Genomic DNA, 21,315 nt, shown 5'->3' with positions numbered 1-21,315 from the left:
AGATTGGGGGATCATGCCATGATTTTAAAGGCTAAGGTTTATAATAAAATATTTGCGTTCCAAACTCTCAAGGAAGTAATGTCTAAGGCCAATGAAGAGAAGTCTGGTGATGAACTGGTTGGAATTGCTGCGAAATCAGCATCTGAACGAGTGGCGGCCAAATTGGTCCTAAGTAATTTAACGCTTGAGGATATTTATAATAACCCGGTCATTCCCTATGAAGAGGACGAAGTGACTCGGGCAATCTACGACGGACTTAACTTGAGAATCTATCAAGAGATCAAAAGCTGGACAGTCGGTTACTTGCGTGAATATATATTAGATCATAAAACAACAGGGGAAGACTTAGCTCACATTAGTCGTGGGTTAACGAGCGAAATGATTGCCGCAGTGGCCAAATTAATGTCCACTATGGATCTCGTCTTTGGGTCGAAAAAGATGCGAGTTCAGTCACATTGTAATACGACACTTGGTGTACCGGGAACGTTGGCCTTTCGTTGTCAACCCAATCACCCGACAGACAATGTCGAGGGGATGCTAGCCTCCCTTAAAGAAGGATTATCCTATGGCTCAGGAGATGCCGTCATTGGAATTAATCCTGTGGAAGATAATGTAGAGACGGTTACCCGCCTTCTAGATACGGTCAAAAACTTTATGGTAAAATGGGCGATTCCAACTCAAAACTGTGTTTTAGCTCATGTAACGACCCAGATGAAAGCCATTGAAAAAGGAGCCCCGGTTGATCTCGTTTTTCAAAGTATTGCTGGAACCCAAAAAGCGAATGATGCTTTTGGGGTTAGTGCTGCTATACTTGATGAGGCCTTTGCCTTAGTCCAGCGAAAAGGAACGGCGACAGGTCCTAATCTGATGTATTTTGAAACTGGACAAGGCTCCGAGGTCTCACTTGATGCGCATCTGGGCGTCGATATGATGACCTTGGAAGCTAGAACTTATGGATATGCACGTGGCTATCGTCCATTTATGACTAACAACGTTTCCGGATTCATTGGACCTGAGACGATTTATTCAGGTCGAGAAGTGATCCGAGCAGACTTGGAGGATCTATTCATGGGTAAGTTACATGGGTTACCCATGGGGATCGCACCTTGTTATACAAACCATATGAAAGCCGATCAAAATGATCAGGAAATGGGAACTCTCCTTTGCGCCATGGCTGGTTCAAACTTCTTCATGGGAGTTCCGGGCGGCGACGATGTTATGTTAAGCTATCAGGATACCAGTTATCATGATGATGCAAGTACCCGCGAAATCTTAGGGTTGAGGCCGCTTCCTGAGTTTGAGCAATGGTTAGAGAAGATGGGCATTTTAGAAAACGGCAAACTGACAGAGAGAGCCGGAGACCCATCAATATTTGATAAATAGGGAGGCGAATCGAGGTGGCAGTCGCGAATAACGAATTAGAAAAAGTTATTATCCAAAGTGTTATGGAAGAACTGGCCAAGAAAGGGTTGCTTTCACAAAAGAGGAAAGACCATGTGATGGCGGCAGCGATGATAGAAACGCCCACACTCCCTGACACTCAATCTGAGGAAATGGTAACCTTTCCTCCGCTCAATGAAATGCAGATTTCGAACCCGTTTAATGCAGATGCGGTTAAGGCGATGATGAAATCAACGCCCGCTCGAATTGGAATTGGCCGAGCCGGAGCACGCCCTAAGACCATGTCCTTGTTAAGGTTTTTGGCTGATCATGCCGTGGCTCAAGATGCTGTTTTCCTCGATGTATCGGAGGAATTTCTTAAGCGGATGGATTTAATGTCTGTTCAAAGTGCTGCTACCAGTAAAGACGAGTTTTTACAAAGACCAGATCTGGGGCGGCGTTTATCGGTTGAAGCGGCGAAAATAGTCGCGGAAAAGTGTGAGAAAAATGTCCAAGTTCAAATTCTGATCGTCGACGGACTGAGTTCAAGTGCTATTGAGGCCAATATACCTGATCTATTGCCGGCATTAATGCAAGGATTGAAGTCGTCTGGGATCAAAGTCGGAGCACCGTTGTTTGTGAAAAACGGACGGGTATGGGTACAAGACCATGTCGCCTCCATTGTCAATTGTGAGGTTATCATTTCCTTGATCGGTGAGCGCCCCGGATTGGGAACTGCAGAAAGCCTCAGCGCCTATATGATATATAGACCGGATGAGAAAACGGTGGAGGCGGATCGGACGGTCATCTCCAATATTCATAAAGGGGGAATCCCACCGGCTGAAGCAGGAGCGCATCTTACCGATGTCATTAAACAAGTTCTGGCCGCTAAAGCCAGTGGGGTTAAGCTGAACCAGCAGAAATAGGAGTGGTGATAAAATGCCCGAATCGAATAGTCAACAGATCATAAGTGTGGGCATTGATATTGGAACTACAACTACCCAGCTGGTGATCAGCCGCTTGACCATTGAAAATACGGCTTCAGGAACCTTTGTTCCACGCGTAGAGATTACTGACAAAGAAGTAATCCACCGCAGCCAGATCTATTTCACCCCCCTCTTGGACCACGATCTTGTGAATGCTGTTGCTGTCTCAAAAATTGTAGAAACGGAATATCTAGCTGCGGGATTGACGCCCGAGAGCATTGATACAGGTGCAGTTATTATTACTGGGGAAACCGCCAAAAAGGAAAATGCCAAAGCGATTATTGATGCCTTAGCGGGATTTGCGGGAGACTTTGTTGTTGCCACAGCTGGTGCCAATTTGGAGGCTGTTTATGCGGGCAAAGGATCGGGCGCTGCCTTATTCTCTGCTCAAAGACACCAAGTCGTGGTCAATATTGATGTGGGTGGAGGTACCTCCAATTATGCAATGTTTCAAGAAGGAAAAGCAGTTGATTCATCGTGTATCAATGTTGGAGGACACCTTATCGAATTTGAGCCTCATGGAGATCGGATTACGTATATTTCAAAACCTGCCCTCCTTGCGATCCAGTCCACAGGCCAAAGACTTAAGGTCGGAGAGCGTGTGACGCTACCTCAGTTACGTCCTCTTGTGAAAGCCATGGCTGCGAGCGTAGTCGAAGTACTTAAGACCTCTATGCACTCGGGGTTAACCCAGGAACTTCTGATGACCCCTCCTTTGAAGTTAGAATATCCGATCCGTAAAGTCATAATTTCTGGTGGGGTAGCGGATTATGTCTATGCCCCTTGTGGGCCAGCTACTATGGAAGAAGTGACAGCTTTCGGAGACTTTGGCCCTCTTCTAGGATGGGAGCTTAAAGTCAGTTTTGAGGCTGCGGGATTTATATTAGAAAAGCCTAGTGAAACAGTTCGGGCAACCGTCATAGGAACAGGAACTCAGTCGGTCAATTTAAGTGGCAGTACCATCCATCTTCAAGATGGTACTTTACCCCTACGTAACGTGATGGTCATTTCTCCTTTTACTTCAACGGTTCCTGCAACGGCAAAGGAGATTGCCGAAGTTATAAAACAAGAGATTCTTCGCCTGCAAATTGATCACTCACAGGGAATGGTTGCCTTGGCTATGAAGGGACCTAGAACGATGTCCTTTGCAGATATTAATACCTTGGCTCAAGGGCTTGTGGCGGGCATGGAAGACTACTTGAGGCAGGACAAGCCACTTGTTCTTGTCATAGAGGCGGACTGCGGTAAGGTCTTAGGGCAGTGTATTAATGCGGTGGCCAAACATCCGCTCGAAGTGGTGTGTATTGATCAGATAGAAGTTGAGGATTGTGATTATATAGATGTGGGTAAACCCCTTATGGGAGGCAGAGTCGTACCCGTTGTCTTAAAGACGTTAGTCTTTAATCGTTAGTGAGGGCAAAATTTAATCACAACAATATAGAGTGACATTATTTTGGCGACTGAAGTTGAATTCTTTCAGTCGCTTATATAACGTTAAACATTTTAGGGAAAAGGATTTGCTTGAATTTTAGCGAATTACTAGATATTGAATGCTTGAGGGGAAATTCTTACCCTTACGTAAGGATGAGTTCAATGGACAAAACATTAGATGCTAACCTACTGGATCCTAAATATCTTGAAGAAATACTAGGTAGCTTTCACAATGCAACAGGATTGCATATTGAGGCCATCAACAATGAAGGGGCGACTTTTTCTATTCTTGGCGAATTTGAGCGTAGTGATTTTTGCCGTTATATTCGATGCCAACCTGAAGGGGAAAAAAAATGCCAAGATTCGTATAAACGAGCTAGCTTAGAGGCGGCAAAATGGGAGGAACCCTATTTCTTCCGTTGTCATGCAGGATTAGTGATTTGGGCTGTTCCAATCATGATTCAAGGGGTTTCCAGGGGAAGTATTATCTGTGGACAAGTGTTAATGTGGGAGCCTGATCACTTCTTCTTTCAAGAACTTGAAAAGTTGAACGTTGGGATCCAAAACTTCGCAGAATTAAAGCATAAAGCCTGCAAGCTTGAGGTTGTTTCTCCGGCACGTTCTCAGGCTGCTGCGGATATGTTGTTTGTTGTAGTAAACCATATTGTCAAACGAAATATAAATAGTTTAGATGAGATCGATGCTACCCGTTTGCAGCAACAGCAAATACGACGAGAAATTGAAGATAGAAAACGAAAGAACCTACCCGACATTAGTGATTACGACACATATTTAAAAAAAGAACGCAAGTTTTTACGTTATATTCGTTTAGGAGATCGAACAAGAGCTAACCAAACCCTCCAGAGTCTTTTGACGGATCTTTATACGAAAACTGTAGGGGACCTAGAGACGGTTAAAGTACGTATCCTGGAATTGGCAACTCTAACATCTCGGGCTGCAGTGGAGGGGGGAGCGAATGCCGAACGCATTATGATGCTTCTTAAAGAATTCAACAAGGAAATTGAAGGGTCCGAGCGAGTAGAAAAGTATTTCTATAAGATTCAACATATTGTGGAAACGTTCTTGGCGGGAATCTTTACTTTAGCGGATAAAAAACACCTCGCTATCGTTAAAAATGCTCGAGATTTCATGATGGAGAATTATGCTTTACCGCTTACCGTTACGGACGTAGCGGAGCATCTCTTTATCAGTCCATCTCATCTCTCTCGATTGTTCCGAGAAGAACTCGATTGTACGATTAATGACTACTTAACCAGAGTGAGGGTAGAACAAGCTGTTGAGATGATGAAGAAACCTGAATTTAGTGTTGCTCAAGTCTCGAAAGCGGTAGGATTTCAAAATCAAAGTTATTTTTCAAAAGTTTTCCGCAAGTATATTGGGGTTACACCCCTAATTTATAAAAACAGCTTGTATTAAAGGGTGAGTGTGAATGGTTTTTCAAGCAATCATAAACTCTATTATTTCAGGAGAAGCAGAAACTTGCATGATACTAACTAAACGAGCTTTGACGCAAGGATTTTCTGCAGAGTCTGTTCTGGAAAAAGGTTTAATCGCAGGAATGGATCGGGTGGCCGAAAAGTTCCGTGAACAAAGGGTCATGGTTCCGGAAGTGCTGATGGCATCTCGATCAATGCATGCGGGGTTAAGCCTAGTAGAACCTTTACTAAAGGATACGGACAAAAAAGTGACAGGTAAAATTGTCATGGGAACGGTTGCTGGAGACCTTCATGATATCGGGTTGAGTTTAGTTAAGATGTTAGTCATGTCCACGGGAGCAGAGATTATTAATTTGGGTGTGGACGTGACGCCTAAAAAGTTTGCTAGTGTTGTTCGAAAGGAAAAACCTCATATCCTAATGATGTCCGCGTTACTCACAACCACGATGACCGTAATGAAAGAAGTTATAGACGAATTGGAGTTACTGGGGCTTCGCAAAAACTTAGTTGTGATCGTGGGGGGCGCACCAGTCGACTCAGGTTTTGCTAAGATGATAGGGGCGGATTATTACTTCGAAGATGCTTTTGAAGCCCGAGCCTTCTTAGAAGAAAACTTAATGAAATTGATCGCGAAAAAGAATCGTTAAATAGGTTAAAGGCTTGGGTTAGGGTATAGGGTATGTGTATAAGGTATAAGGTATAAGGATTATTCACCACTCGTGGGTGAATAATCCTTTTTTAGACCTAAGTTTTCCTATATCCAAGATTTTGCAAAAATTTAATTTGCTTGATAATTCGTAATATCGACAAAGAATAGCAATTTGTACTAAATAGTACGAATATTCAATTGATGGTAATGCGTCAAAACGAGCAGGAATGTGTTAGAAAAATAATGAGTCCGAGATGCTATGATAATGTTAGTAGAAAACCTTACGCACATAGATTTCGAATTATTCAGATTGTGAAGGGTTCCGATTCAGAGAGAACAGGAAATAATCTCTCAATGTTATGCGAACGAATGGTTTTAAGGAGGTTCAAAATGAACACAAGTAAAATGAGACACCTCGAAGAACTAAGTGTCAATCAAACGTTTTCTATGTTCGCCCAAAGTGAAGAACTTAAAAAGATTGCGGCTCATTTCTTTGAATCTATGGAATCAGTCTTGATCCGTAATCAGATTGTCGATGCCTTACAACATTATGACCTAGGGACTGTAACAGATGTATATGAAATTTTCGGTGGATATGTTAATCGTAGTTTTGGCATTTACACAGAAAAAGACGGGAAGAAGTACGAATATTTTGTGCGGAAATACAAGTACGGAATCACAGAGACTGAAATCGTCTTCGAACATTCGATGATTAATTACTCTAAAGAACATGGTCTAGATATAGCTGCTGGATTAATCCGTACTAAAGATGGTTCAACGTTTGTCAAGAAAAACGAGGGTGCGAATGGAAATTCCACGGATATCTATTTTGCTGTCTACGAATTTTTGCAAGGAGACGACTTATACACTTGGGATACTCCTAATTTAAATGATGAAGAATATGCTAGCGCTGCAGGAGTTCTCGCAACATTCCATAACGCTGCAAGGGATTTTGACCCACAAGGGCTAGAGCGGGTAGAACCAAAGATCATGGAATTCCTGCCGACCCTGCCAGAAAAATATAAGGCTTTGGCAAAGACGGATATCGACACTAAGTTTCACACCTATTACAAAAATAAACTTGATTCGATTTTAAAAGTTATAGAGAGTTCCCAAATCCCTAATAATGTGCTGGAAAAGATGCCCTATACACCTTGTCACAATGACTTTCATGCGGGTAACCTGAAATACGTAAATAGTAAGGTTGTAGGAATCTTTGACTTTGATTGGTCTAAGATTGATCGCCGGCTTTTTGACGTAACTCTGGCTCTAGCCTATTGTTGCAGCTCGTGGCAAGACGAAAAAGATGGTGTGCTACTTCTTGATAAATGCTCTATCTTTCTAAAGGCCTACCAACGTAAATTGGTGGAATTGGGAGGGCTCGAACCACTCAACGAAGTAGAACTAGAGTATTTGCCGATGATGATTGCGGCTGCAAACATTTATCTGATTAACTGGGATGTAACAGCTTACTATGCTGGTACGAATTTGAACGAATATGAGTATATTGCTTATTTACAACACAATGTTCGTTTAATGAATTGGATTGAAGACCATAAAGTGGAGATTGCCGAAGTGGCAAAATCCTTATAATGGTTTGCAAGATTTTGCCTCAAAAGTTAGCTTGAAGAGAAGAATTAAACTAGTTCAGGATGAGAAAGGGGACTTTACCGTGGAATTTACTAAGTATTTTAGTCAATCTGAAGTTGAGCGCATTCACGAAGCATCCTTGGAAATTCTCGAAAACGTTGGGATGCTAGTTCGTAATGAAAAAGCACTGGCCATTTTTGCTAAGAATGGTTGTCAAGTTGATATGGAGACGATGATGGTCAAGTTTCCTCGAGAAGTCGTCGAGAAGGCTAGAAAAACCTTTGTCCCAACCTATACTTTTACCGCGCAAGATCCAAAATTTGATGTCACAATGCCTGGCGATCGTCCGATTGTCGTAACAGGAAGTTCTGCACCCAATATTATCGATCCTAAAACTGGCGAAGAACGACGTGCAACCTCAGATGATATTGCGAATATCGCCTATTTAATTAATGAATTGCCCGGCTTTGATGTCTTTTCAATATCTACGTTAGCAGAGGATGCTCCAGAAGGTCAATTTAGTATGTCTCGCTTTTATCCTGCTCTTAAAAACTGCAAAAAACCAGTTCGAAGTAATACCCCTAACATGAATGATCTCAAAACAGTCTTGGAGTTAGGCGCTCTGATCGCGGGAAGCGAAGAGGAATATCGTAAGCGCCCCTTTATTAACCACCATTATTGCCCAGTCGTTTCTCCTTTGACCTTTGATGTGGAATCGACTGAAGCGGTGATCTACCTGCTTGAACAAGGTTTACCGGTTTATGGAACAATTGTTCCGAATGCGGGCATGACTTCACCCCTCAGCTTGATGGGGACGCTAACCCTAGGTAATGCTGAATTCTTGGGACTAGCAACCTTAACTCAAATGATTCGCCCAGGAGCTCCTATGATTTATGCCGTCTTATCTACGGTAGCAGATATGCGGACCGGTGCTTATGCACCCGGCGCTATTGAAACAGGTATGATGCAAATGGCGCATACGGAGATGGCTAGATTCTATAATGTTCCTTCAGGTGGATACATTGGTTTGACAAATGCGCATTCAAATGATGCCCAATCTGGTTATGAGACGGGTATGAATACCACGGCTGCCTTGCTCGCTGGTGCAGACTTATTTAATATGGGTGGTCTTTTAGGAAGCTTGATGGCTTTCGACTTTGCTAAAGCGGTGATCGATAATGAGATTGCTTTGATGCTTAAACGGATGAAAAAGGGCTATGAATACAGCGAAGAAAATCTCTGTTTAGACCTGATTGCAAAAGTTGGTCCTGGTGGTAGTTACATGGATTTAGACCATACGATGAAAAATATGCGCACGATTGCAGTGCTACCAAAAGTTGCGACGAGAGAAATGCGCCGCCGTTGGGAAGATCAAGGAAAGCCAGATGCTCATAGCCGCGCGATGAAAGAAGCCAGTAAGATTTTAAGTAAACCAAATAAGGCGCGCTTCAGCGAAGAATTGGATGCTAAGATTCGTGATCACTTTAAGGGACTCGTCGCCGGGGATGCTAAATGGAGCCTTTAATTCATATAATCGTATCTGATTTTCAATAGAGATTAATGGGACGGTCTACAGAGACCGATAGGAAAGGGAGAGAGTAATGAGCGTACAAGATATTTATGATGCAGTGGTTGAATTTGATATTGACAAAGTGGTAACCCTTGTTAATGCAGAGGTTGCTAATGGAACGGACGTTTCTGAAATTCTTAGCCATGGTTTAATTGCCGCTATGGACGAAGTCGGCCAACGCTATTCCGAAGGGGAATTCTTTGTGCCAGAAATGCTGATGGCGGCAAAAGCCATGAAAGCAGGACTTGAAGTCTTAAAACCATTATTATCTCAAGGGGAAAATGAGAAAAAAGGAACTATAATTATCGGTACCGTAAAAGGCGATTTACATGACATCGGCAAAAACCTCGTCTCGATGATGATGGAAGGTGCTGGCTTTGAAGTTTATGACCTCGGTGTCGATGTGGATACGGAAAAATTCCTGGCTACGGCAAAAGAGAAAAATGCCGACGTGATCTGCATGTCCGCTCTCTTGACCACCACAATGCCATTTATGGAAGTCACCGTTAAAGCGATTCGCGAACAGGGCTTGAGCTTTAAGACGATGGTGGGCGGGGCCCCTGTTTCAGAAGATTTTGCTCAAAAAATTGGGGCAGATGGTTGGAGTACGGACGCTCCTGGAGCTGTAGAGACGGCTCGCCGACTCACGGCAAAATAAGACGACATTTTTCAGGGTTAAAGGACCATACTATTAAAGATAATTAGTAATGACTTAAGTGAAGGATAAGTCAAATAGACTTAAGTCGATGGTGACTCAAATTATTATTTGAGAAGTTATGGTTCTATAACTTTGATAAGTTCGGGGATTTAGCTTGGCAGTTCCGGTCAAGTTTAGAAATTTATTAAGGTTTGCTTGATCGTTGTTGTTGGCATGAAATTTGCAATGTTTTCTTAATGGAATATAGATATCAACTGAAATATGGGGAGGAAAATTCATGTTAGTCGTTGGTGAATTAATTAATGCAAGTCGCAAGGCTATTGGGGAGGCCATCAAAGCACAAGATGCTCAATATATCCAACAGGTGGCAAAGGATGAACGGGAAGCTGGAGCAGATTTTATTGATGTCAATGCTGGTATCTTTGTCGGCAAGGAGCCAGAATACCTGCAATGGCTGGTAAAGACAGTTCAAGAAGCGGTTGACGCACCCTGCTGTATTGATAGCCCTGATCCCAAAGCGATTGAGGCTGCTCTATCAGTGCACAAGGGAATTGCGATGATTAACTCGATTTCGCTTGAAAAAGATCGTTATAATGCCTTATTGCCAGTGGTTGCCGGAACTGACTTAAAAGTTGTGGCCCTTTGCATGAGTGATGAAGGGATGCCAGAAACGATGGATGCCCGGCTAAGAATTGCCGAAAAACTTATTGACGGACTCGTCAAGAACAATGTACCACTCAACAATATTTATGTTGACCCGCTGGTTCAACCAGTTTCCACCAATAATACCTTTGCCGTCGAATTTATTAACTCTGTGGAAGCCATCATGACTCGGTTCAAAGGGGTCCATACAATTTGCGGACTTTCGAATGTGTCGTACGGCTTGCCAGTCCGAAAATTTATGAATCATGCCTTCGCGATTATGGCCATCGGCAAAGGGTTAGATGGACTGATCATTAACCCGCTAGATAAGATGATGATGGCAAGTTTGGTCACGGCTGAGGCTCTTGCTGGCCGAGATGATTATTGTGTCCAATATCTCAAGGCCTTCCGCAATAAGCAATTTGATTTCTTAGGCTAAAATTTAATGAAAATAGAATGCTCCCCTTCTCTCACTAGAGAAGGGGAGCATCTATTCAATGGGAGCATCTATTCAATGGGAGCATCTATTCAATGGGAGCATCTATTCAATGGGAGCATCTATTCAATGGGAGCATCTATTCAAGGGGAGAATTATATTTCTTGTTCGCTCATAGGAGGTAGAAACATTGGCGCTCGTAATGTTTGATTATGATGGAGTTATCGTTGATTCTCTTGAAGTTTTTATATCGCGCTTTTCACAAGCCTGTTTAGAGCATGGGTTCACAGGGATTCATGAACCAAAAGATGTCATAGGGCTTTTTGAAGGGAATGTCTACGAAACAATGATGCTGCGGGGTATTGAGGAATCAACCATTGACAAAATCTTAAAACGGTATGAAGGTTTGCAAGGGGAACAATTGGCAAATCTTGAACTCTTTGTGGGCATAGGGGAAGCGTTACAACGTATTTCGGAAAAACACTTTATTTATGTTATTACGTCAAATCTGTCCGGCGCCACGATAAAGATCTTAAACCAAAACGGAATTACATGTTTTATCGATGTTATTGGAGCAGAAAAGGAAAAGAGTAAAATCAAAAAGATTCATAACACAATGTCCCTACATCCCGGAATCCCCGCCTATTATGTTGGGGATACAAAGGGAGATATGATTGAAGGTAAACTTGCTGGAACCCAAACCATTGGAGTCACATGGGGATGGCATTCTCCTGAAAAACTCAAGGAAGGTTCTCCAGATTATCTCTTTAATACTCCTGAAGAATTAGCGAATTTCTTAGATGCGGTAGAATAATGACAGAAAAAACAGATTAACAAAGGAGAACCGCAAGAATGTCGCGAATATTAACTAAGGGTGAAACACGGAAACACGGGGACAGGAACCCTGTTTTACCTTTAGGATAGGCACGTAGTATCGATTGGCTAACAGGAGGGAATTATGGAAATAACAATATACCCTAATCAAGTTATAACCACAGAGGAAAATGAGACCTTAATGGAAGCGCTCATCCGTCATCGTCTTCCCGTACAAAATATATGTAATGGTAAAGGAACCTGCGGAAAATGTACAGTCCGAATAACTGGTCATGTTTCCTCGCCGAGCGAGCGAGATTTAGCCCATCTCAATGACAGTGAACTAAAGGCAGGTGTGCGGCTTGCCTGTAGTGTAGTGCCAGTAGAAGGAATGGTCATTGAATTGGATTTTGTCGAGAGCAAGGATCGTAAGGAAGGAGCACTTCTTGAATTAAAGACGTCTTCATTAGAACCCAAGTTGGAAAAGGTGTTTGTTCAGGCCAGTAAGCCTACGCTTGATGATGAACGAGGAGACTGGGACCGTGTCGTTGATACTCTAAGCACGATCACAAATAGAAGTTACCCCAAGACCAGTCTGCATGTCTTAACTAAGATTCCGGAAGTCTTACGTTCAGATAAGTACGCCCTAACCTTAATTGTTTCCGAAGATGAGATTTTGGATATCGAACCAGGAGATACGACAAAACGTCTTTATGGGGTTGCTATTGATATTGGTACAACGAGCGTAGCGGTTGCTTTAGTGGATCTATTACAAGGAACTGTCTTGAAAGTGGTATCCACGGAAAATCAACAGACAGCTTATGGTGCAGATGTTATCTCCCGCATTTCCTTTGCTACGGAAAGTCAAGAGAATGCTTTGACGTTACAGAGTTCTGTGAGGAGAACCATCAACCATTTACTCGAAGAACTCGCCTTAAAGATGGACATCCATCAAAATGAGATCTATAAAATGACCATCGTGGGAAATACGACAATGCAGCATCTTCTTCTAGGCTTAGATGTTTCTCATCTGGCGGTTTCCCCCTTTGTTTCAGTATGCAATCAACCCTTAATGTTCAAGGCCCTGGAATTGGGACTTGAGATCAATTCCCAAGCTAAGGTTATCCTTTTGCCTAACATCGGCAGTTTTGTCGGTGGAGATACGATGGGTGCTATCATAGGAGCACCAGAAGTTTTGGGAAAAGGAAATCATTTACTCATTGATTTAGGAACCAATTGCGAACTATTCTTAAAAACCGAAAATGATATGATGGCCTGCTCTACGGCGGCAGGACCAGCCTTTGAAGGTGCTGGTATTGCCTATGGCATGAGAGCGAAACAGGGAGCCATTGAAGGAGTCACAATCACGGATGCTGGAGTAGCCTTTGCTGTAATCGGGGGACATAAACCAATCGGGATTTGCGGTTCCGGTCTCATTGAGGGGATAGATGAGATGAGAAAGTCTGGAGTGATTAACAAACAAGGGAAATTGTATGATCCTGAAAAGGGAGAAGAGCTTTCTCCAGAACTAGCTAAGCGGATTCGGATGGGTGAAAAAGGGCGTGAATTTGTCTTAACCGATGGGTCGGATCACGGGATAGATGTGACTTTAAATCAAAAGGACATTGGGGAAATGCAATTAGCCAAAGGAGCCGTCTGTGCAGGGATTAAAACATTAGTTGAAATGGCTGGTATTACGGTATCTGAACTTGATTCAGTGATTCTCTCAGGAACTTTTGCGACTTATCTTAAGGCAACTAACATTTTGAATATTGGTCTTGTTCCAGATATATCTCCCGAAAGAATTAAAACAGTCGGTAACGCAGCACACGTTGGAGCTATACGAGCCCTTCTCAATTTCCGAGAAATGAAAAGGGCAGAGGAGTTATACCGTCAGATTAAGCATATTGAATTGGGTGGAAGTTCCATATTCTCCAATTATTTTATGAATAGCATGTATTTAGAGAGACTAAGTTGATTGAATCTTTTAAAATAGACGGAAAACATCTTAAATTATTGTCCAAGAAGGGTTATAATAGGTACTGGTATAATAATGTGAGAAAATAAATCCTATCATAGAAAAAGGGGAGAGGTCTGAGGAAATGGTAAATAAATTTAAAGAGTCAATATTGGACAAAAACACACTATCCGTAACTTGGGAACTTGTACCTGGACGAGGTGCCACAGAAAAGGCCCAAGAGAGTGCTATCGCGTCGGCTGAACAAGCTGCTAAAGGTGGTAGAGTACATGCACTCACCATTACGGATAACCCTGGTGGTAATCCAGCAATCCTTGCCGATTATTTGGGCATGGAAATTCTCAAAATGGGGATTGAACCATTAGTACATTTCACCTGTAAAGATAAGAACCGCAACCAAATGGAAAGTCAGTTATACGCTTTAGATCGTGCAAAAGTTCGCAACCTCTTAGTGATGACCGGAGACTATACCTATTCTGGATTTAAAGGGCGCCCTAAACCAGTTTTCGATCTGGATCCCTCTAATACCTTACAACTAATCACCGAAATGAATAAGGGCTTAGAAGTTCCAGGTATAAAGGGACCAATCTATCATGCGCCTAGTGATTTTTTTGCAGGAGCTGCTGTTTCTCCCTTCAAGTCAACAGAGGCTGAACTAATGGTTCAGTATTATAAACTGAAAAAGAAAATCCAAGGTGGCGCTCAATTTGTCGTTACCCAACTGGGGTATGATGCTCGGAAATGTCACGAAGTCATTCAGTTTTTGAAGGTTAATAACCTGGATATTCCAGTAGTAGGAAACATTTATGTTCTCCCCTATGGAGCTGCAAATGTCATGAATCAGAACAAATTACCAGGTTGTGTTGTCACAGATAAACTTTTGGCTGAACTCAATGAGGAAAAGAGTGCCCCAGATAAAGGGGTGGGTCAGCGGATGTTGCGGGCCGCCAAATTGTACGCGATCTTGAAAGGCATAGGCTGCGCGGGAGTTCATATTGGTGGGCATAACCTTAAATACGAACAATTAGAATACATTCTTGACAAAGGGGAAGAACTTAGCCCTAATTGGCAAGATCTTGTTAAGGAATTTGATTATCCTCAAACCAATGGATTCTACTACTTTGAAAAAGATGAGAAAACTGGTTTAAATACGGATCGGCCTTCCAATAGATCTAGTCGCCCCTTAGATGCTCCAGCTGGAGCAATGTATTCAATGATGCGAGGTATGCATGGTCTTTTGTTCACTCCCGATAAAAAGCTTTTCCCAGTGATGCGCAGTATGTACCATGCGGCAGAGGGTAAGAAAAAAACCGAAAAGAGATTGCATGCCGTAGAGCATCTTGCCAAAGTCGTCATGCTTGATTGCAAGGATTGTGGAGATTGTGCTATGCTGGATTTGGCGTACCTCTGCCCAATGTCCCAATGTCCGAAAAATCAGCGCAACGGCGCATGCGGTGGAAGCTTAGATGGCTGGTGTGAAGTTTATCCAAAGGAAAAGAAATGCGTTTGGGTTAGAGCTTATGCGAGACTCAAAAAGTATGGAGAAGAAGCATCCTTAGATGTTCCTCCGGTACCACCTGCTAACTGGGATTTCTATCAGACTTCCTCCTGGTCCAATTTTTTCTTAGGAAAAGACCACTCGGCACCGATCTTAGGTATCAAACGTCCGGAGAGCAAAATTAAAAAATAAAACTTTAGTTTTTGGAGGAGCATATTATGGCAAAAGCAACAGGGGTTATTAAAGCCGGAGCATGTGGTTTTACGATTAACGTTAAAGCAGTAAGCGATGACGGACATAAGGTAAAACTTGAGATTTCAAGTGATTGTCCTAATTACCAAAAAATAGCGAATGAACTAGATGAAGTCGATGCCTTCCAAGAAATTTTCAAGAAACTCCATATGGGGAAAGTGTATGAAGTCTTTGCCAAGTATAGCCCGCATCCTAGTTGCCCGGGCGTTTCCGGAATTATGAAAACGATCGAAGTGGCAGCAGGTTTGGCATTGGCTCAAAATGCTAGTATTAGTATAACCAAGGAAAAAGAGTAAAACTAAAAATATCGTAAAAGGCCCATTAACGATTGGTTGATCGTTGATGGGCTTTTTACGATGCCCATTAGTCTGTCCCTTAGCCGAACATTTAAGAATTCATGTCCATATAATAATTAGATATGGTAATATGGGGGGCCTGATAGTTACGGAGGAAGATCTCAATATATCCTTGATAAACAGACGTAAAAGATGGAAATTTTAAAGTTTGAGAGGGAGAATCTATGTGATCTATGCTAATCAAAAAATGAGAAAAGCTCGCCTCGAAGCGGCTATTGGAACACAAAAAGAATTAGCAGAGAAAACGGGAATACCCGCTAATATTATCAGTGATTTAGAACGAGGTAAACGTAAGATGAGCCCTGCATGGGCTAAACGGATTGCCGAGGTAGTTGGTGGTGACTGGACTGATTTCATAGATTTAACCCAATAATCATACGGTAAGTAAGTATAAAAAGGAGTTAGGTGTGATTATATTCCCGGTTTTTACCAACCTGTGACAGAAACGAATTTAATTAAATATACTACAATTAGGACAAACATTCTCGGGCAGGGAACAGTTCACAGGATTTCTACCTGCCCTAGAGATTTGTGAAACCCCAGGTCATGTTAAAGCAGTCGGCAGATATCGACTGCTTTTCTATCGAGAGTGTTTGTTTGATTTTTTAGAAAGGAAGTGAGATAATGCCAGTTATTGCCAGTAATAAAGACACGGTGATGGTTGTAACCTTTCAAACCGGTTTGACCGCACAAGGCTCACCTAAACTAAGTCAGCGTAGTTTTCCCAATTTAAAATCGAGTAGTACAGACCAAGATGTTTATGATGTGGCAGTCGCCCTTTATGGACTTCAGGACTACCCTTTAATCGGAGTGAGAAGAGACAATCGCATCGACTTAACGGAGTAGTAGGGATTGAAAGGTTTAGGCCAGCAATCAGATAAGAAAGGAGGATTACCAAATGGCAAGTACCACTAAAAAGGTCTTGAGAATGACCTTTAACAACGCTTCTGGCAATGCAGTGACGATAACTTTACCAGAACCTAAGGCAAGTTTGACAGCGGCCGAAATTGAAGCCGTCATGGATCAAATCATCACGAAGAATATTTTCCTTAGTTCCGGTGGTGAACTGATTTCCAAACGAGATGTAAAAATCGTTGATACAACAACCGATGATCTCTATGATCAAGCCTAGCCAAAGCTACCCCATTGGAATTGCATCAATAAAAAGGCACCGGCATAATCCGGTGCCTTTGAACCAATCAATCAACAAACTATACAGAAAGCCTGCGAATGAAGAAATTACATTGATGGGTGAGTCCATATAGTTAGGGAGGGAACTGGTTGGTTATAAAGTAATACTGTGGATCATAATAAAGACTAAGTTAGGGACAATACTTAACGAGGGTCCGACCTTCAAAGTTTCTGTACGTTCAAAATCGAGATAATACTGTCGGCGTTGTTTTGAAGGTAATAATAGGGGAGAAGGAGTGACGATCACGACGATGGGAGATCAACATAATTTTCGCAAGTATGGATGGACGAGTGTTATTATCGCTGCATTTGGTATACTCATTGTCGCCTTTTTCTATTTAGATCGACGGAATCAGCTTTCCACGATCATTCAGGCATGGGGATTGTGGGGAGCCTTTTTTGCTATATTACTTATGACCGCTTTTTGTATGACACCAATACCTTCGGAAGGTTTGGTGATAATGTTTCTAAAAATCTTCGGAGTTTATGAAGGAGTCTTTTTCGCATGGATTGGTTCTACCATAAGCGCGATGGTCATTTATATTCTTGTGCACTCTTATGGACAGACATTGATGCAAAAACTCATTTCCCCAGAACGGTTTAACTTAGTCGATCATTGGGTTGAGGGAAAGGGGTCACTGGGTCTATTAGTGGCTCGTTTACTACCGATTCCTGCCTTTGCAGTAAATTACATAGCCAGTGCCATGCCATCTATGAGGATTTGGAGCTATCTATGGACTTCTGCTTTATCGATGATTCCTTATTATGTGGGCACAGCTCTTGTGTATTTAGGTGTAGCTCAAGCAACTTGGCATTGGTTTGTTCTGGGGTTTAGTGCACTCATTTTGTTTTGGGGAACTGGGTATTACCTGAATAAGCGTAAATCACCTATTTAAAGACAATCTAGCTAATGATGGCTGGCTTGAGTATTTAAAATGGTTGTTGTTTAGACTTTCTGCATTAAATAAAAAGAGATGGGAGACCAAGGTATGAATTGGGGATATGTCTTTGTAGGGTGTGTTTTGATGGGGCTTGCTTCATATACGGTTATCCCTGATTTCTTCCTTCATCGATTGGGGGTAGGTAGTTGGAAGCGCCAGTTTAGTCCGGGAGTAGCTCTTACCTTGGATGATGGACCTGATCCAATAGTTACCCCACGAGTCCTTGAAGTTTTAAAACGACATAACATCTCTGCAACCTTCTTCGTAGTTGCTGAAAAGGCGATAAGGTATCCGGAACTTATTCGGCAAATGCAAGCAGAAGGGCATCAGATTGGAGTGCATTCTCTCCGCCATCGGTATGCATGGTTCTCCTCACCTTGGCAAACTGCACGTGAATGGTCAGAAAGCGTTCACCTATTGGAACAGCTCACTTTAGATAAAATAACCTGGATGCGCCCACCCTGGGGGACGTTCAACCTCATGACATGGTGGTGGCTGAAAAAACATAAGATGAGAGCGGTCTTATGGAATGTTGAGGGGCATGATTGGGAGTCTCGACGTTCGCCAGAAGAAATTACAGCGCGGATACTGAGCAAGGTTGACGAGGGGGCAATCATAGTTTTACATGACAGTGGCGGGGAAAGCGGCGCTCCCGAAAATACCCTGCTCGCCTTGGAACAGATGAGTGATCAGATCGTTCAAGAGTTGAAATTACCCTTTGTTCCCTTAGAAATTCCTAACTGGTCATTTGGACGAAGGTTGTCGTTTAGAGTATGGGAAACGTGGGAGCATTACTATGCAAAAAGTCATCGTGTAGAACGGATTGATGCGACCAATATTTTTCGTCTAGAGAAAACGGTGTATGAAGGACCTAACCTTTATGCAGAGGATGGAAAGCTATTAGCAAAAAAAGGAGACTCTGTGGCAGAAATCCATCTGGATAATATTCGACTCCAAGCTAAAGGGAGAGATATCCAGAAAACTGCGATCAAGGCTTTACACCAAGTTCGCGCATCTCTGCCAGATTTGGCTCGATATGTGGCTAATTCCCCGGCTTATGCTAACATTAATGTTTTTATGGCACAGACATTACTTTATCGCGGAGTTAAAGCTTTTGGATTTACAGTTCAAGAGTTACCCGACACCTTGAACAGTCGTGGAATAGCTTGGCTGCAAAAAATGATTATGCGTGTATATCATCCTGTGGGAAAAGATCGCCGAAATGATCGACTGGGGAATAAGACAAGGTTAGTCTGGATTAGTCGTGAAGGGTTGCTGGCTCATGCAACATCAATTTCTGCTAGACCTTCGCGACATATTATGGACAACCTTGTTTATAACTCTTGGGAGGATCATAGGTAGTCGATGGGAAACACTATTGCCGATCATTCATCGTTATTCTCACATTTTGGGGATTACTGCAATAGTGTTCTTGCTTATATTCTTCCTTGTATATATCAATCATGATCGTTTACAAGTTTGACAAATAGAGGCTATTGGGGGTTAACTCCCAATAGCCTCTATCTTTGACGAAAATGACATATTACCGTTTTTATCAAAGTTCTCCTTTTAATCCAATACTTTCTGCTGCACTTTGCATACCTTTGATCGTTTCTCCAATGATATAGTCAAGTTCCATATTCAGCATTTTTGCACCCTGCTCAATAACATCACGGTTTACACCTGCCGCAAAGCTTTTCTGTTTCCATTTCTTTTTAACTGATTTTAGTTCTAGGTCAAGAATGCTCTTACTTGGTCGTAACATAGCTGTAGCTGCAATCAAACCAGTTAATTCATCGATGGTGAACAAAATCTTCTCCATCCTAAGAATAGGTTCGACATTGCAGCATATCCCCCAACCATGACTTTCTACAGCATGGATATAGTCCTCGGGCCAGTCGTGTTGTATAAGTATTTCTCTTGCTTTTATGCAATGCTGATCAGGATACAATTCGTAATCGACATCGTGAACTAATCCGATAATGCCCCACTTTTCCTTTTCGGGTTCTCCGAGAATATCAGCAAAATGAAGCATAACTGCTTCTACAGACAGTGCGTGAATGATTAGACTATTATTTTTATTGTACTTGGACAAAAGATCATAGGCTTGTTCTCTCGTTGGTATGGTCTGTTCCACGTTAATTTCCTCTTTCATTTCTTTTTTAAGAATACTAATCTTTTATACCTTGGATGTCAACCTTTGATGCCTCTTAATTATCCAATATTCTAAGTTATAGATAATAATCGGTAATTATAATATAATTATGACAGCTCAATAACGCATAACAGTATATTTTCTTGACAAGTATTATTTATGTGGTGTAATACGTATTTTATATATTGATGTCGGTCCTAGTATATGATAAGTGGGTTTAATCAATCCTATCTGTTTTGCTATAAACATTCAGTATAAGTATCTATATCAAAGCTTTGGAAAAAGGATAGGTGTTTATTTATATGGATAGTCTTCCCTGCAAAGGCTGCAAGGGCTTGTGCTGTGGTCCTGTTCCTATCAATATAAAAGAGTTGAAGAATATCAAAAAGAAAATCAAAGAAATGCCTTTTAAAAAACGATTGGAACTAGAAAATCAACATCGGTATTATGGAACCTGCATTTTTTATGATCTTGATAATGATCTGTGTGGAATTCATGGGGTAAGACCGTCAATTTGTCGTGCGTTTGGACATTATAACAATTTAATTTGTTTCAAAAAACCAGAGGCCTCCAAGGGGCTAAATTGGGACGTACCAGAAAAGCCTATCGGTATCTTGTCTGAAGACTTTACATGGAAGGATTTCAAGTAAAAAAAATGATAATACTTATAGTCTTGTAGTAGTTGACAAAAAAATCTATAAATCGAAAGTGATTGGATTTAATGAAGAAACATTCATCGTTGTTGTTAGCCCTGATGGCGATAGTAATCTGGAGTTTTCAAGGGTACCTTACTATGGACCTCAGCCAACAGTCTCCCTTTTTATATGGTGGAATAGCTCTTTCAATCGGGGGGCTCATTAGTATTAAGCAAGTTTGTCAATGGCGGGTTCCGCCTAAAACCCTACTTGTGGGGGTAGGTGGTATATTCTTCTATCATTTGCTATTTTTTATGGCCTTTAAAGCTGCACCAACAGTTGAAACTAATTTATTAAATTATCTTTGGCCTTCCCTCTTGGTATTGCTTTCTCCTTTGGTTGTTCCGGGTTCTAAGTTGAAAGCATATCATTTGATCGGTGCAGCTACAGGATTTATAGGGGCGGCCCTCATCGTGACTGGGGGACATCTCAGCTTGAATCTAGACAATTTAATTGGTTACGTGATGATATCATGTGCCGCACTGATTTGGGCCATGTATTCTTTGATATTAAAGAGATTACCGCCTTTTCCCAGTTCGGCAATGGGTGGATTTTGTTTGATATCAGGAATACTTATGCTCAGTCTTTACTTAATAACTGAGTATGGGCATTGGACTTTGAGTACTCTAAAAGGAGC

General features: G+C 41.9%; 21 protein-coding genes. 20 read left to right on the top strand and 1 reads right to left on the bottom strand.

The features are described 5' to 3' along the window. Positions 1–18 precede the first annotated feature (18 nt). The 18 genes from UF75_RS16260 (at position 19) to UF75_RS16175 (ending at position 19,190) form a co-directional block, all read left to right on the top strand. Entirely contained in the window at positions 19–1,383 is a 1,365-nt protein-coding gene (locus UF75_RS16260; RefSeq protein ID WP_045575643.1) for an ethanolamine ammonia-lyase subunit EutB, read from the top strand. Between the two features lie 14 nt (positions 1,384–1,397). Beyond that, positions 1,398–2,306, top strand: coding sequence for an ethanolamine ammonia-lyase subunit EutC (gene eutC, locus UF75_RS16255; protein ID WP_197079437.1), 909 nt, complete (start codon positions 1,398–1,400; stop codon positions 2,304–2,306). A 13-nt stretch (positions 2,307–2,319) separates the two neighbouring features. Beyond that, positions 2,320–3,777, top strand: a complete 1,458-nt coding sequence (locus UF75_RS16250; protein WP_045575638.1) for an ethanolamine ammonia-lyase reactivating factor EutA — start codon at positions 2,320–2,322, stop codon at positions 3,775–3,777. Between the two features lie 182 nt (positions 3,778–3,959). Next, positions 3,960–5,234, top strand: coding sequence for a PocR ligand-binding domain-containing protein (locus tag UF75_RS16245; protein WP_045575637.1), 1,275 nt, complete (start codon positions 3,960–3,962; stop codon positions 5,232–5,234). 13 nt (positions 5,235–5,247) lie between these two features. Further along, entirely contained in the window at positions 5,248–5,901 is a 654-nt protein-coding gene (locus UF75_RS16240; protein WP_045575636.1) for a corrinoid protein, read from the top strand. 392 nt (positions 5,902–6,293) lie between these two features. Beyond that, positions 6,294–7,496 (top strand): phosphotransferase, encoded by a 1,203-nt coding sequence (locus UF75_RS16235; RefSeq protein WP_045575635.1) that lies wholly within the window; start codon positions 6,294–6,296, stop codon positions 7,494–7,496. A gap of 79 nt (positions 7,497–7,575) precedes the next feature. Next, a complete protein-coding gene (locus UF75_RS16230; protein ID WP_045575641.1) occupies positions 7,576–9,018 on the top strand; it encodes a trimethylamine methyltransferase family protein in 1,443 nt (480 codons plus the stop codon). A 76-nt stretch (positions 9,019–9,094) separates the two neighbouring features. Continuing rightward, a complete protein-coding gene (locus tag UF75_RS16225; RefSeq protein ID WP_045575634.1) occupies positions 9,095–9,721 on the top strand; it encodes a corrinoid protein in 627 nt (208 codons plus the stop codon). Between the two features lie 277 nt (positions 9,722–9,998). Beyond that, on the top strand, positions 9,999–10,802 hold the full coding sequence (locus UF75_RS16220; RefSeq protein WP_045575633.1) for a methyltetrahydrofolate cobalamin methyltransferase: 804 nt from the start codon (positions 9,999–10,001) through the stop codon (positions 10,800–10,802). Between the two features lie 187 nt (positions 10,803–10,989). Then, positions 10,990–11,613, top strand: a complete 624-nt coding sequence (locus UF75_RS16215) for an HAD hydrolase-like protein (protein WP_045575632.1) — start codon at positions 10,990–10,992, stop codon at positions 11,611–11,613. A 144-nt stretch (positions 11,614–11,757) separates the two neighbouring features. After that, the gene (locus UF75_RS16210) at positions 11,758–13,590 is read left to right on the top strand and encodes an ASKHA domain-containing protein (protein ID WP_045575631.1); all 1,833 of its coding nucleotides are present in this window, start codon (positions 11,758–11,760) and stop codon (positions 13,588–13,590) included. Between the two features lie 124 nt (positions 13,591–13,714). Continuing rightward, a complete protein-coding gene (locus UF75_RS16205) occupies positions 13,715–15,280 on the top strand; it encodes a methylenetetrahydrofolate reductase C-terminal domain-containing protein (RefSeq protein ID WP_045575630.1) in 1,566 nt (521 codons plus the stop codon). 26 nt (positions 15,281–15,306) lie between these two features. Continuing rightward, the gene (locus UF75_RS16200; protein ID WP_045575629.1) at positions 15,307–15,636 is read left to right on the top strand and encodes a hypothetical protein; all 330 of its coding nucleotides are present in this window, start codon (positions 15,307–15,309) and stop codon (positions 15,634–15,636) included. Positions 15,637–15,862: 226 nt separating this feature from the next. Then, the gene (locus UF75_RS16195) at positions 15,863–16,069 is read left to right on the top strand and encodes a helix-turn-helix transcriptional regulator (protein ID WP_242860272.1); all 207 of its coding nucleotides are present in this window, start codon (positions 15,863–15,865) and stop codon (positions 16,067–16,069) included. A 251-nt stretch (positions 16,070–16,320) separates the two neighbouring features. Then, entirely contained in the window at positions 16,321–16,542 is a 222-nt protein-coding gene (locus UF75_RS16190) for a DUF1659 domain-containing protein (RefSeq protein WP_045575628.1), read from the top strand. 52 nt (positions 16,543–16,594) lie between these two features. After that, on the top strand, positions 16,595–16,828 hold the full coding sequence (locus tag UF75_RS16185) for a DUF2922 domain-containing protein (RefSeq protein WP_045575627.1): 234 nt from the start codon (positions 16,595–16,597) through the stop codon (positions 16,826–16,828). Between the two features lie 295 nt (positions 16,829–17,123). Next, positions 17,124–17,783, top strand: coding sequence for a VTT domain-containing protein (locus UF75_RS16180; RefSeq protein ID WP_242860271.1), 660 nt, complete (start codon positions 17,124–17,126; stop codon positions 17,781–17,783). A gap of 93 nt (positions 17,784–17,876) precedes the next feature. Continuing rightward, complete coding sequence (locus UF75_RS16175) at positions 17,877–19,190, top strand: polysaccharide deacetylase family protein (RefSeq protein ID WP_045575625.1); 1,314 nt, start codon at positions 17,877–17,879, stop codon at positions 19,188–19,190. Positions 19,191–19,383: 193 nt separating this feature from the next. On the opposite strand, the gene UF75_RS16170 is transcribed toward UF75_RS16175, so the two are convergent. Then, on the bottom strand, positions 19,384–19,983 hold the full coding sequence (locus UF75_RS16170) for an HD domain-containing protein (protein ID WP_082075185.1): 600 nt from the start codon (positions 19,981–19,983) through the stop codon (positions 19,384–19,386). Positions 19,984–20,285: 302 nt separating this feature from the next. On the opposite strand from UF75_RS16170, the gene UF75_RS16165 reads away from it, so the two are divergent. Together UF75_RS16165 and UF75_RS16160 are read left to right on the top strand one after the other, a co-directional pair. Continuing rightward, positions 20,286–20,633: a YkgJ family cysteine cluster protein gene (locus UF75_RS16165; protein ID WP_045575623.1), complete on the top strand. Its 348-nt coding sequence runs from the start codon at positions 20,286–20,288 to the stop codon at positions 20,631–20,633. Positions 20,634–20,704: 71 nt separating this feature from the next. Further along, on the top strand, positions 20,705–21,315 hold a 611-nt coding region (locus UF75_RS16160), incomplete at its 3' end, for an EamA family transporter (RefSeq protein WP_045575639.1).

It is taken from the genome of Desulfosporosinus sp. I2 (assembly GCF_000960765.1).
Classification (GTDB): domain Bacteria; phylum Bacillota; class Desulfitobacteriia; order Desulfitobacteriales; family Desulfitobacteriaceae; genus Desulfosporosinus.
The sequence above is the reverse complement of the archived record's forward strand: the minus strand, read 5'-3'. Positions and strand labels throughout refer to the sequence as shown.